The organism is Sphingomonas crocodyli (assembly GCF_004005865.1).
Taxonomy (GTDB): domain Bacteria; phylum Pseudomonadota; class Alphaproteobacteria; order Sphingomonadales; family Sphingomonadaceae; genus Rhizorhabdus; species Rhizorhabdus crocodyli.
Window position 1 is genome coordinate 17,038 of record NZ_SACN01000003.1, and the last position, 14,410, is coordinate 31,447.

At 61.2% G+C, this 14,410-nt stretch carries 7 protein-coding genes; all 7 read right to left on the reverse strand.

Annotated elements, in window-relative coordinates; all coding sequences use genetic code 11:
* Window positions 1-416: 416 nt before the first annotated feature.
* Window positions 417-707, reverse strand: coding sequence for a hypothetical protein (locus tag EOD43_RS17700; protein ID WP_127745388.1), 291 nt, complete (start codon window positions 705-707; stop codon window positions 417-419).
* 581 nt (window positions 708-1,288) lie between these two features.
* Entirely contained in the window at window positions 1,289-1,603 is a 315-nt protein-coding gene (locus EOD43_RS17705; protein ID WP_127745389.1) for a hypothetical protein, read from the reverse strand.
* A gap of 974 nt (window positions 1,604-2,577) precedes the next feature.
* Complete coding sequence (locus EOD43_RS17715) at window positions 2,578-5,679, reverse strand: CHAT domain-containing protein (RefSeq protein ID WP_127745391.1); 3,102 nt, start codon at window positions 5,677-5,679, stop codon at window positions 2,578-2,580.
* Complete coding sequence (locus EOD43_RS23915; RefSeq protein WP_206363588.1) at window positions 5,676-10,409, reverse strand: beta strand repeat-containing protein; 4,734 nt, start codon at window positions 10,407-10,409, stop codon at window positions 5,676-5,678. Before EOD43_RS23915 ends, EOD43_RS17715 begins: the two co-directional genes overlap by 4 nt.
* Window positions 10,409-12,082 carry a ShlB/FhaC/HecB family hemolysin secretion/activation protein gene (locus tag EOD43_RS17725; protein WP_240653325.1) on the reverse strand — a complete coding sequence of 558 codons (1,674 nt, stop codon included), beginning with the start codon at window positions 12,080-12,082 and terminating at the stop codon, window positions 10,409-10,411. Before EOD43_RS17725 ends, EOD43_RS23915 begins: the two co-directional genes overlap by 1 nt.
* 598 nt (window positions 12,083-12,680) lie before the next feature.
* A complete protein-coding gene (locus EOD43_RS24240; protein WP_420822461.1) occupies window positions 12,681-13,262 on the reverse strand; it encodes a PEPxxWA-CTERM sorting domain-containing protein in 582 nt (193 codons plus the stop codon).
* 197 nt (window positions 13,263-13,459) lie between these two features.
* A complete protein-coding gene (locus EOD43_RS17730) occupies window positions 13,460-14,323 on the reverse strand; it encodes a glycosyltransferase family 2 protein (RefSeq protein ID WP_127745393.1) in 864 nt (287 codons plus the stop codon).
* Between the last annotated feature and the right edge of the window lie 87 nt (window positions 14,324-14,410).

Consider the following 14,410-nt stretch of genomic DNA (forward strand, 5'->3'; position numbering starts at 1 on the left):
GGATCGACGACATCAGATCGCCCCCGTCGCGATGCCGCCGAGCGTCATGTCGGGCGCGGATTCGCTGATCGGCACACCGGTGACAATGCCAGCGCCAGCCGAGACGCGCGCCAGCTTCTCTTCGAATGTCAGCGGGCAAGCGCGCTCGGCCTCCCGCGCCGCAAGACGCTCATCCTCAAACGGCGTTCGAGCACGCGCCGCGCCTCAGCCGGATCGCCAAGCTCGCGGATCAGGCCCGGTAGCGGACGGCCGCGGCGGTGCCAGCCGGGAGCATGCGGCCTGACGCGCCGGGTGGGCGCTGCTGGCCAAGCAGTACATGAACGGGGTCCGCCTGGTCATCAACTCGCGGCGCAGCCTCGAAGATGGCGCTCGGCCGGTGCTGCCTTTGGCGGAGGCATGCGCTGATGATCATTCGGTTAGATCGCGAGAAAAATGCGTGTGCCATTCTTTCGAACTTCCGCAAGCTCCCGAAAGTTACCGGGATAAATCGTCCGCAGGCCGATCGGGATCCCCGCCGCGACCGCGACCTGCTTCCGCCAAGCTACTGCAACATCAACCCACCGTTGCATCACATCGGCTTTCACGCTCGCGTCCGGATTGTCCCACCCAGACAGCAATACCACGATCCCGAGCGAGATGTCCTCTGCGCTGTGATAATCCCGATCGTCGGGCAGGATCCAAAGCTCCTCTATCGCCTCCTTCGTCATGGCCCACGCGACGATGGGGTCCGAGAGAGTTCTTGGGACTACATGACCGGGTCTTCGATCATTCAGCTGAACCCTCAAAGGCATATCGCCGGTCCTCCAGGGGGCGAACTGCGGGTTACAGTCTCCTCAGCCCCATAGCAGACCATTCAAACCTCCTGTCGCCGAGTCGCAGCCACTAAGGAAATATGCTGATGTGTGATGCACTTAGACGACTGAATGCGGGCTCGCAGAAGGCAGACTGCAGTATGCCTGACCATGTCCAGCGCGCCGGAGGCGATCGCGCAAACGCCGCGCTCGCAGGAACACCGCGCACCGTCTGCCGACGTCAGTCAGGGAGCGCGACCTATGAGGCTTGGCATGACGGCTATGACGAGGTTGTCAACCGCGCCGCGCGCGTTGCCGATCTGGCCGTGCGGCTAATACACGCACAGCGGCGGGGTCGGAGTCGGTAAGGGGCCCGGCGCCGGCTTCGTGAGCTGCCGCCACGCTCTAATCGCGATGAGGCTTCTCGATAGATCCTGCAAGCGTAGCGAACGAGGCGAGACGGTGCTCGAGGCGATTCGGAGTGAGCGATGATCGTCCTATATCTCTTCAGGCGACCCGTAGTTGATAAGCGGGCCCATTGCGACCGCGACGCTGCGCACGCCGTCAGACGTTTGCCAAGAGCCTTCCGCGGTCAGGCTCTCGACGAACGCGAGCGCCCGATCGATTGCAGGATGACGGTCGCGGATCAACGTCCATTGGATCAGGTCGATCTCCACGAAGACCGGTTCACCAGCTCTGACAGCATGAAAGCGAACGACGTTGCCGATAAGCTCTCGCGCCTCGCCATATCGGTTGATCGTCACATCGTGTTCCATGCGCGGGACGTAGGCCGCTGCATCAATCTTGGACAACCTCGTAGATTAACGGATTTCGTCCCCTAGCGGCGAGTTGCGCCGTCGGCCGGACGAAACCGCGCAATACTCGCCTATCCGTTTACTGGAATCTTCGCAGAGATTTTCGATCGCGGCGAAGACATCTGCTGTGCGCCGGACTCGCAGCGCCTCATTGGGTCGGCCAATGTCCGGCTCATCTTTTGTGCTGCTGAGATCCACGCTTTCGTATTCAAGATCTTGCATCGCCGCCCCGATACTCTTTCCGTAAGCTCTATAGATATAACAAATGCGATCATGGTCGATCAACCTAAGTTAATAATATTAAAGCGATATTGGTCGCGCCGTGTACGCTCGCGCGGCTGCAGCCTTCGGCGGCGGCAATGGATCGGGGCACAGGTCCACGATGAAGCACAACAAAGAGCAACGTGACGAATTTGGCGAAATTGACGCGGCATTGGGCTCGCCACACAGAGAAGCGAAAAGGGATCAGGATCGAGGGTGAAGCCCTCGATTTGCTGAACGCTATCGGCGTCGGCCAGCTGATCGGTTCACGCGCAGCAGAGGCGCAGAGGGAAGCGTCGTGCTAATCTCCCGCTCACGAGCAAAAGCTGCGACGTTGTCGCAGCGCTCCATCTCGGCGACCAACTCCAGCTTCTGCTAAGCGTCCAGACGCGGCGTCGGGCTGCAAGTCGGCCAAGGACCTCGACGCGCCCAACACGCTTCAGAGGCACTCCAATGCGGGTGTCCAATGCGGTCGTAAGGCAGGTATCGTCCCATCCCCACACTTCAGCCACAGCGCCCGGCACGGGCAAGGTGGCGCCACCACATCGCTTACGTCCTAAAGGGCCTGTGACTGCGTTGCTTTTTTGACGCGACGACCGGAATGGCTGAAACAGCCGCGACTGAAACTGTCCGCGATCACCTTGCTCAAGGATAGGCCGCAGTCGCGGGGGCTAAGCTCTTGGGTCAGCCCGCGCGACTGCGCAATGACCTTACTGGTCGCGATGGGGGGCAAGCATCGCTGTCTGCTGGTCGCCGGCTGGGAGCAGCGGCTGGGTGCTGTCACCGACGATCGCAAAAGCCGACCAATAGAACGGGTGCGACGTCTCTGCACTGTCCATAAGCAGACGCTGGCCATTGCGCAACGCCGTGCCCACCGGCGTGCCGGACGGTGCATCGAACAGTGACGTCATCAGCCGCTTGGTAGCATTATAGTCGTCGGGGATCGGCCAGTGGCTCGCGATGATCGAGCGGGCCCCCGCTCCCACGAACGCACGAACCAGACCGTCGAGCGCAAAGTTACCGCCGGTCGCGATGCCGGCATCCCGCGTGGCTTCAACCGTTGCCATGCCGGCCGTGTCACAGGCCGACAAGATCACGAGATCCGCATCAAGCTTCAGGTCATAAATCTCTCGGAACGACAGCAAGCCATCTGATCCCTGCGCGCCAAACGACGTGAGCAGCGCAGGTCGCGCAGGACATTGCGCGCTCGGGGCAGTTACGAGACCGTGCGTAGCGAAGTGGAGGATGCGAAAGTCGTTGAGATCGGTACGCTCGCGCAGAGCGGTATCGCTGAAAGCGGCACCGGTGATCAGCTGAGCTCCCTCGCGGCTGAAGGCGCGCTGCGCGATGCCCAGCTCTGCTTCTGAGATCGGATTGCCCCAATTGTCGATCGGCCACTCACAATCCGCAGTGTCACCTGGAGCCGGACGACGGAACAGCGCCACATCGCGCGACGGGATCGCATTATGCCCCAGGCCGAGATAAGCCTGCTTGGCACGCGAAGGGGGAATGGACCTGATGTCTGCGAACGAGCGCGCAGATACGGCCGTCGTGACGTCGCGATCCTTGCCGAGCCACTGCACGCCCCGGAAATCATAGTCGTCGGCCTTGGGATTCTTGATCCTAGTATAATAAGCGTCGACGTCAGCCTGCCGCATCGGCAGCAAATTGGCCGGCAGTTCGAGCATCGGGCCGTCGGGCTCATAAACAAGGCCGGTGGTACCCGCCAGAATGTCATCGAACGGCGCGAACAGAGCCAAATAGAGCTTTCGAGCAAGCTTCAGATTGAATGGATAAGTGGCGGGTTCGCCATTCTCCATGCGCACAATCGTGTCGCGCAGCGTGCGCACATCAAACTCGAGCGTGCGGAAATCGATATCAGCCTTGGCCGCGCGGACCGAAGTCGGGGTTACGACCAGCGCATAAATATCGCGGTCGACCACTCGCATCTGATAATAAGCTTCAGTGGGCTTCAGCATCCTTTGCAGCTCTGCGACCTCGAGAAGCTGCGGAGAAAGAACACGGTAGCGAGGATAGTCGGCAAGCCGTGACTGCAACGCGGTCTGATCCTGCTCAAGAGCAGTCAGACGCTGACGCGCCGCGACGAGCTCAGGACTTTCCGCGTCACCCGTTTTGGCAGCAACCAGTCGCGAGACCTCGCCACTGGTTCGTGCAACGTCGCGCGACAGAGTGACCGATTGCCGAAACAGCGACGATGCCTCGTCGTCCCCGCCCGACAGCTCGCGCGCGAACACCGCCTGCGTTTGGGCGACACCTGGCCGGACCATGACCTGCGATGCCGCAAACATCGCGCTGGCTGCCTTGGGGTCTGCTTCAACGCGCGGTGCGAGCAGCGCGAAATATGGCCCGAGCATCGATCCGATAGCGGTCGATGATCCCGCCATTCCCTGGCTGTCGGTGACAACCGCGCCGTACAATTCGAGGGATTCATCTGCCTTGCCCTGACGCGCCAGGAAAGCGGCATGACGCGCTTTGGCGGCAAGTGCAGCGATCGACTTGGGATAGTCGATCTCTAAGAGCTGTTGGGCTTCACGGAACTGCTGCTCGGCATGGGGCATATCGCCCCGGGCTTCACTGATCAGCGCCATCTCGCCCATCGTTTCCGACCGGATAAATGCGGTCGAAGCCACCTGGCCATTGCGCACCGATCCCAATGCCGTGTTCGACTTGGCAAGCGCCCCCAGCGCGGCGTCATAATCGCCTTTCATGCGCAATGCGACACCCCGCAACTGCTCGGCCTGCCCGTCAAGGATCGCTGCCCGCTCATAAGGTCGCAGCCGGGTGTCGACGCCACCAAGGACCTCGAGCGAGGCATTTTGCCGATTGATCTGATTGGCGAGAGTCGGGCTGATGGTACCGCCGGCAAGATCGGCATCCGCACCGCGCTCCACCGGAGGCATTGCCCGATCGAGCAACGCAATCGCCTCATCAGGTTTACGCTGATTGAGGACGTGCATGGACCGGTAATTGCGCAGCAGCCGGCTTGTCAGCGCATCGCCTGCCGACAGTCGGTTGTCGGCCTGGCCAAACAGCTTGTCGGCTGCAGAGAAGTTGCCGAGATTCGATTGCTGCATAGCGACGTTCGCGAGATACTCTGCCGAGCGCTCGCCGCTGCCAGATGCATCGCGCTCGGTCAGCGTCTCGAAAAACTCCGACGCCTCGGCAAAGCTGCCTTCATTGTTGCGCAAATAGGCCTGTGACAGCGCGGCATCGGCATCGAGCGTGCCTGCTTGTACGCGCGCGAAGGCCGCCGGGTCACCAGCGGCCGTCGTGGCCACCTCAATATTCCCGGCAACCGGGCGATCGGCAACGAGCGTCTGCAGGCCGAGCCTGAGAGCGGCGTCATACCCCGCAAGCCCCACGGCGACATAAGTGGTTTTGCCGCGTACAACCGAATAGCTCTTATACTTCAGGCCCTTTTCTTGGGAAGTGCAGACGCTTTCCGATACGGACGAAACGTTCCCCAACGTCGTGGCAACTGGAGCTTCGCATGTCATGGCGTCCGCCTGACTCGCAATGACCGCCGCCACAGAACCGACGTTGGCGCGCAGCGCGTAGAGGTGGCCGACTGTCGAGGCGGCGTCGCGGCACACCACGCCATAGCCACGATCGAATATGCCCTTAACATTTTTATCAAGCGGCTGAATCTGTGCGGTGCACAAGACCCCGGCGTCGCCGATCCGGAAGCTGTCGCGTACAGCGACGCTGGCGGGTGCCTGCGCGACCAGACTGCCCGACAGGCACCCCAGCAGCAAAGCCGCGCCCGCGACCGTTAGAGACTGACGGATCATCGGCGCTTCTCCCTGAGCTTCTTTCGTTGCGGCGCATTGTCCAGGCCCCGTCGGCCCGACTGGATCAGGCCAGAACTGCCATCAGAGAGCGTAGCACTCTGCCAAAGGCTAGCATTGCCCGCGCTGGCTACGGGTTCGGTGATGATCGAGCTCGTCGTCAGCGCACTCAGGTCAACGCCCGTCTCGATCTGCACCGATGGGACGCTGAAGGCCTGATCGCCCTGCTGGCCGGACAACGGGCCGTCGACGAGATCGCGGATGCTCGCCACGATCGTAGCCGGGGTCGCCGTATCGTTCGAGGTGCTGCAGGCGCCTCCGCCAATCACGCATCCGTTAACCACCGACGGCGCGGAGAAGCCAGTCAGGTCGCCACTCGATTCTCCGGTGACAAACGTAATTGCGTCGCGCGTCGCCTGGTTCGTCAGGAAATCGCCGGTCGGACCGGTAACGCGCCCGTAGATGACGACATTCAGACTATTATCGATCGTCTGCTCTCGACCGCCTGCCAAACTCGTGATCGTGAGGTTATTGGCGCTGAAGCCACCGGCAAGCTGCGCTGTGCCGCTGTTCTGGATTGCAATGAAGTCTCTCGCGACCAGATCGAGATTTCCTGCTTGCAAATAACCCTCCGGCCGGGTCCGCGCGGCGGGCCTTCCGATGGCTGCGATGACTTCCGGCGCGGTGACGTCGTCGAAATCGGTCCGCGCCGCGAGATCGAAAAGCGCCTGATCTGCAACTGTCATGTCGGATGCAAAGATGGAGAGGCGGCCGCCCAGGGCATTGCCTGTCCCAAACACACCAACCGAACCAGCATCGGTGACAAGATCAAAAGAGTCGCCAGCGGCGAACGACAGCAGGTTGTCCGCCCCGGCGTCGTTCAGGCGGACATTGCCGATCACGCGGATGCTGCCCGGCGAGCTGATGGTGAAGGAGCCCTCCGCCCCGATCAGATTGGGTGTCGCGCCAGCGGACCCAATCAAAGTCAGATCCCGCACGATGACCTGTGCATCGCCGCCGGGCACGCGGCCTTCGCTTTCCGGCTGACTGAATGCGATCGAACCTGCCCGCAGGCGGCTTATCTCCGCGGCGTCGAGCACATAAGCATTGTTGCCACCCGTCCCGCCCAGCATTGCGGGGCCGGTCGTCGAGCGCGAGAGGAGATTGATCGTCTGCCCGGTCACGCTGGCATTGGCGCCGATCGTGATATCATTGCTGGCAAAACTGATTGCACCGCCGCTTGATGCGCCATTGATCGTGATATTGCCGGCGGCGTCGAGGCTGATAATGCCGGTATTGCTCATGCCGCCAACGGCAATGTCACCAGCGGCCGCCGAAATATCGATGATCCCGGCCGACGGCATGGTCGCCGAGGGTGTCGGTACGCTGGCCCCGTTCGCGCCGGCGATCGTGATATTGCCGGTCGCTACGCTGCCCGCGCTGTCGATCGAGACGGCTTCACCGGTAATGTTGCCGACTGCGACGTTGCGGGCCGCTCCCGTAGCACCACTGTTGTTGATGGTGACCGTCGCTGGTCCGGCGTCGCTGGTAACGACCATACCGTTGCGAACATTGAACAGGACCTGCCCCTGAACGCCATTGGCGCTGTACTGGGCAAGCGGCGATGTTCCCCCATTGATGAAGCTGCCGGGAACGCGCGATCCGGGCAGTTCGAAGAAGGTGCCGGCCTGGTTGCCGGTGCCAGCGTTGAAACCAACGGCGGCCGAGTTTCCACCCAGGCCGTTTACGCCGCCATTGACGTTGCCGGTCTCCCACTGAACATTCGTGTAGTTGAGATAGATGTCGAAATTGCCTGCACCAGTATCAGCCCGATCAGACAAGATGATCTGGAAATTGTTCAGCTTGTCGGTCCGACTGCTAAAATAGCCGACACCGTTCCAGGTGGCGCCGAAGGCGTTGCGGCCGACATAGGTGCCCGTGCCATAAGTGACCGGCGCCGATCCCACGCCGCGGACGTCCACGTCGGCGAAGAAGGCAGCGATGATCGGCTGACCGCTATAATTCGCGCCGAGTCCGGTCGGCGTGTAGCTGCTCTGACCGCTGTTGAAGGTCAGATAGCCGTTCGAGCTGACGAACGTATTGGTAAAGTTGGTGCCGAAGAAGTTGGCGGTGAATGACAGCGGCGTCGCGCCACTGGCGCAGTCATCGCAACGCGTCAGCGTAAAGGCGTTGAAGCCTGGCGCAATGCCGGCCGGCGCCGATGATTGTGCGCCGCTCCCAAGTCCACCATTGCCTTCTCCGACGAGCGGACCCGTTCCTGCCGTGAGGTCGCCGGCGGTCACCGCGCCGTTGGACGTGATCGCGATGGACCCTGCGGCACGAACATTGCCCGCGAGCACCGACTGGGCCGCGCCGAGCACAACGCGTCCGCCGGTCGACTCCACATTGCCCAGGGCTATTCCGCCGTTATTGCCGTTGACACTGATGCTGTTCATCGCCGTCAAATTGCCGGCGGTAACGCCAGTGGCGCCGTTCAGCGTCAGGCCACGCCGCGCCGTCAGGCTTTCGGTTCTGATCTCGCCAGCGCCGGAGCGTATTGCGAGCGAATTGCTTGAGATCGCGCCGGCCGTTATACCGGCGTCCGCACTCAAGCTGACATCGGCAGGTGTCGTGACACTGCCGAGGGTCAGGAACGACCCCGCATTCAGCGAAAGCAGCGTGCTCACATCAAGCGAGGCTGTTGTGATCGCGCCGCTCGCCGCGGCTTGAAGATAGCCCGTGCTGACCGGTCCGGAAAGCGTCACCGATCCCTGGAGACGGACCGGGGCGGCGCTACGCAAGATGGTGCGATCGAAGTCGTTGTCGACATCGTTGATGCCCTCGAGCTCCGAGAACGACGCGTTGCTGCTCGTGATACTGCGGTTCGAGATGAAAAGGCTTTCACCCGAGCCGGTCGTGACCGACATCATGCCCACATCCTGCGATGCAAGCGCCAGGACGCCGGATGTCGTTGTGATATTGCCGGTCGAGATGCTCGTTCCCGCGCTCAATCCCACAAAGCCAGCGGCGGTAATCTGACCGGTCTGAACGCGTCCGCTGGCGGACTCGATCGCGATAAGGAAACCATCAGAACTGCTGATGTTGGGGTAAAGGTCTGAACCTGCGACGCCCCCGATCGTCACATCGCCTTGTCCGAATACTTCGAGCGTTTCGGTCGTGATCAGGCCGGTGGAGATGCTGCCCGTCCCGTCCTCATCGAAACCCAGGTCAATGTTCTGACCCCGTATCGCGCCGGTCGAGATCGATCCGGTTCCGACGAAGACGTCGATCCGGGCTTCATCAGCTTGCGGATCCAGTCCCGCGGTAATCGCGCCACCGATAATATTATTACGAGCGAACAGGTCGATCGATCGGCCGCTTGCGATGCTCGCATAGCGCAGCGTACCTTCTGTGCTGATCGACACGTTGCCCGGCGCCCCGATTTCCTGGGTCAGCGTCAGGTCGTTGCGCACCCGGACGGACAGGTCTCCGCCCACTTCGACCTCATCCAAGTTGCCGAGCGCGGCTGTCGTGGTGGCGAAAGCGGCACTCGACTGGAAATCGATCGACATGCCATTGGCAGGCTGAAGCGAAAGCGTATTTCCAGCGCGTGCGGCAACCGACGAGGTGAAGACACCGCGATCTATCGACAGGCTGGCGTTGACGGACTGCCCGGGCATTTGCTGGATGCGATCAGCAATATCGGCACCGGCCGCAATGCTCAGATCGGCCCCTGCCTGGAGATAGATACCGTCGCTCGCGACCGAGATGCTGTTGGCTGGCGTGAACCCGAAATTGCCATCGGGCGCGATGATCATCGTCACCGCGTCGTTTTTTGGGACCGCGACCGCGTAAATGCCATGATTGGGCGAAGCTGAGGTGCCAGCGGGGCCCGTGATCGATCCGCGCAACTGAAGCGGGAAACCGTTGGCCGCACTCGAACCCACCATCACATCGATGTCGAACAGGCCCTGATTGAAAGTGACCCGCGCGGTCTCGGCTGCGACAAATGCCGCCGAACCGTTGACGTTGATTGTGCCGCGTTGAAAGACGATCGGCGCGACGACCGCGATATAACTATTGTTCTGCGTCGCGTTGATCGTGGCGCCCGACAAAATATTGACGATACCGCCACCATTGGGGGTGCTCGCCAGATCGAAGCTGTTCGTCGAACTGATCGTTCCCGAGCCCCCCGTCGGATCGGCGGTCGTCAGCAGCAGATTGCCGACGTCAAAGGTCGCCCCGTCGGCGATCACGATGCCGCCCGGGCTGTAGAACCAGACAGATCCGCCCGTGGTCGCGACATTCGAGGCGTTGACGAGGCGGCTGGCCACGTCGCCATTGAATGCCACCGGACGGCTGACATCGGTGGGCACAATCCGGTTGAGCACGGTGAAGTTAGGACCGCCCGGGGTGCTCTGATAGATTGCGGTCGTATTAGCGCCCTGAAAGTCGATCACCGCGCCAGGGTTGATGGCCTGGTCAGTCGGCACAAAATCGATGACCGCGGTCGAGGATCCGACGGTATAGACGTCGGTTCCGGGCGTTGTAACGCCGCGATCCATCGTCACCGCGCCCGAGGCAACGGTCGCGCTGGTTGCGTTAAACGATGGGGTTGCCGATTGCGCGAGCAACGGAGCGGCCAGCCAGGCCGAGGCAAGCGCGGTCGAGCGCGCCAGGCGGATAAGAAGGGCAGCACCGTGCGAAACCCTGTCGTGCCGATAAGCGGACATCAGCGTGCCTTCCACGGAAAAAGTTTGGTCGTAAGCGAGACGAGGAAGCGAACATCCCCGCGATCAGGCTGAAGGCCGGCGCGCTTCGTTGGCACCGCGAGCGTTGCGTCGAGGCGCATGTGGCCCGAAAGGCTGGCGCGCACGCCGCCGCCAACCGAGGTCAACCGTTGCGCGCCAATCCCTGCATTCTTGTTCCAGATCCAAGCTGAGTCGACAAAAACGAACGGCTGGAATGTCGCGTCCAATTGCGTGAACGGCCGGAGACGATTGACACGCACCTCCAGCGTCCCGCCAATGCCATGATCGCCAATCAACGTGCCCGGATCATAGCCGCGACCGATCGTGTAGGTGCCCGCGGAAAACTCCTCGAAGCTCATCAGCGGATCGAAGGCATATTGCGCGCGCGGGGCGAGCGAGATTGTGACGTTCGACCCCGGTGTCCATTCGGCCAGACCGCTCAGACGAAGCGAGGTGCTTTCCGCGTCGCCATCACTGCGGCTCGAACCCACTCCACCGGAAAAGCCTTCGCGCGCGGAGAAGATGTCGAGGCCCTGCCGCAACTCAGCCGTATAAGCCAGGCGCCAGGCAGGCGCAGCTGCGCGGTTCAGGTCAACAACATCGCCATCCACGCGCAGATAGGCGACACGAAGCCTGTCGCGGCTGATCGGCGTGCCACCGAACCGTACCGTCTGGTTGACGATATCGAGACCACCGGCGAAGGTGAGGTTAGCGCGCTGGCTGCGCAAGAAGGGGTAGCTCGCTTCGGCTGTGCCGAACAAAGTGCGTGCCTTGACGACGCCTGTCGTGGCGGCGATTTCGGGCTTGGTCCATGCATAGGTGAAGCGGCCGGACAGGGTCAGCCCCTCCCCGCCCACACGCATATCGTGCCCGAGCTGCAGGATCTGCTGCTCCTTGAAGTCCGCGGTCGAGTATAATGCGACCGAGGTACGGTCCCCGAGGCCGGTCAGGCCGTAGAACTGGCCACGTATCTGACCGCCGAACCGGCCGGTCGCCCGCGACGCATAATTCTGAATGTTGGCATCGATATCGGCAGGCCGCCGCACAACGGTGATGTCGCCGATGAGTTCGCCGGGCGCGGCACCGGTCGGCTTGAGGGCAAGCCGCACATCATAGCCCGGCAGATCGCGCGCCAGGAGCAAATAGCGCTCGGCGCTGTTTCGGTTGAACACAGGATCACGGGTCAGCTTGCCCAGATAACTGGCGATCAGTGTCTCTGCCTTGCCAGCGTCACCGCGCACACGGACCGCCACAACCCGGGCATAAAGCACTTCGAAGCGCACCACGCCGTCTTCGATCTTCTGCGTCGGTACCTGAACAGCCGCGAGGTAGCCCATCTGTCGCAGTTTGGTCGCAGCGGCATCGCGGATTTCGCAGATGGCACTCGCTGACACGTCTTTGCCGAGATAGGCCTGATAGACTGGCGCGAGTTCGGCTGGCGAAACTGGACCCAGATTATTGAAGGTTGCCCCCGAAAGCGTAATGCGGACGTCTTTGTAGGCGGGATCGGACAGCGCGCAGGCCGATCGCTCGATATCACCTTCAACTTTGAGCCGTGGCTTGTCCGGTGCGGAGGGCGCCGGCGGCGGCGTCACCTCCTCGCGCGTCGGCAAGCCTGAATTGGGAAGCGCGGGCGTTGGCGCCTGCTGGGCCAAACTCGTCGAGCTTACGCTCGACATTATCAGAGCCAGGAAGGCATTGCTTCCATTGCGAGAAAGTCTGAAATTACGCACAAACGCCCCCTATCCGCAAGTAACGTAACGTTACGCGGCCTGTTCATTAAACGCGTGCGACCCCATCCGGCCTTATTTGAGCCGATTCTGACTCTACTTAGTAGTATTACAAATCGTTAATCAAGAGAGTTTTCGGGCCTGTGCAATCGTATTCGATTTAGCGCTGCGGGGTGGTTGAGGCTCGATAGCGGGGTCGCAACTGGGGCCCACAGATTGGCTTAAAACATGAGCTGTATCAGTATTTTATTGCCACGTGGGATGCCAAGTTGTGGCCAGGAGATAGAGGTGTGAAATTCGCGATCACACGCCTCGGCATCTCGCTAGATGGCTGCTCATTATGGGACAATTGGCGTATCCGCAGACCGGGCCTCAGCTTTGACGATAGTCGTGCAGATGCAGGGCGTTGAGAGCTGCCGCCGGTCGGGGATTTTTAGCGACCAGGGCTGCTTAGGACCTAGGCAATGCCAGGTCGACTACCCCGACCACTGCTTGCACTTCAAAATGGGTTGATTGTCCCAAGTTAAACAGGTTGGATGTCGCGCTCATATGATCGACGCATCCTTCGCATGGCGAAGCCGATGATGCCGAACCCTGTTAGAAGTTGGACCCATGTTCCAGGTTCTGGCGCCGCCGAGACAACTATATTGGTCTCCACACTGGCGACGAAGCTATCCACCTGCGTGTCAGTACGTTGGAGATCATCGGTCAGTGCGTTTCGGCTCGCAGTCCGCCGCGCGGGTTGGGCTGCTCTGCTTCCAGAGCCAGGACCAAAAGGCGCGCCGCTCACTGACGTAAGGCTGGCAATAGTGTCTTCAGGAGACTGGTCGGGAAGAACAGTCTGGGTGAGGGACGGGAGTATTACGGGCAGTTCCGCAAGGCTGAAAGGTTCAAGCGCCTGGCACGACTGGGGACGGGGCATTACGGATGGAGCAGCGACACGCTCGCGCGTTTTGGGCTTGGCATATTGCCTGGGACTCGTCGCGCGATGGACCGCAGCGCGAACCGGCGGGAGGGCAAGGCTCAGGGCAACAGTCCCCGCGACCGGGCAGGTGGCCGCCAGGCTAAGCTTGAGAAATTTCGCAGTGACAAGCTGCCGAAGCATGCCCAGCTCCCAAGGATCGATCCATCCTGATAAGCTGGCAACCTTTAAGAAATCGTCGCCCTATGGTCGTTGATCTGCGATCGTCTTTCCGCTGCGGGTGGAAGACCCACAGAAGCTGAGCGCGATCGGCCGGTGATGTTGGCTATCGCGAGAATGGGGGGAAAGTTGACCTCGCTCTGGCGGCGCCAGAGCCGGCTCTACATGCGCTCGATTTTGCGCGGATCGATCCGACCCAGCACGACGTCCACGATCGCGACCAAATTGCCTCTGAGACGTCCACGGCGATCAACATGGTGCTCAGGTCTGATGCTCTTGAGCAGGTTGGCCAGAAACGGCTGGTAAAGCAGCTTTATCGCCTGCTTCACGGGGATCGACTTCTTTCGCAACATGTAGAGGGGATTGGCGATTTGCGAATATCCAAGCCGCAAGCCCGACGTGCGACCTCCTTTCGACCCAAGGTGTACGCCCGCCGGTCGAAAGGCTTTCACATTACGTCCGCGACGGCCGACCTGATAGGTGAAGTCGATATCCTCCTGCCATCCGTACAGCGGCAGGGCCGGGTCAAATCGTAGCCCCTGTACCGCCGACATACGTATCGACATGTTACAGCCGTAGAGTGCCGATATCGGGCGTTCGTCTGCCGTAGAAGGCGTATCCTTCTCGAGAATCGTGGCGCCTTCTTCGAAGCTATATCCCTGGCCGTGGATGCCATCGGCTATCACCCGGCCGGTGATGCCCACGACGTCAGGTTTTGCGATGAAAAGCCTTTCGATCTCCTCGAGATAGGTCGCAGCCGGCATGAAGTCGTCGTCGAAGAATATGACGATGTCTGCGACACCATCGATCATGTCGAGGCCCTTGTTGCGCTGATTGCACAGGCCTCGCTCGGCGAAGACGATTTGCGGATTTGAACGTGCCCGCTCGACCCCCGCCACATCCTGCGGCGTTACGGATACGACGATGACGCCGTCAGGCTGGCGCGTCTGGTCGGCAAGCCTGTCCACGGTCTTGTACGTAAGTTCCGCGCGGCCGACCGTCGCGACGATGACATACACTTTCATGACCGATCCCTTTAATCCCGCAGGTCCAAGTCTTCGCGGCGAATTCGCCTGCCCGTCGCAAAACAATGCAGTTGGAAAGTTACTATT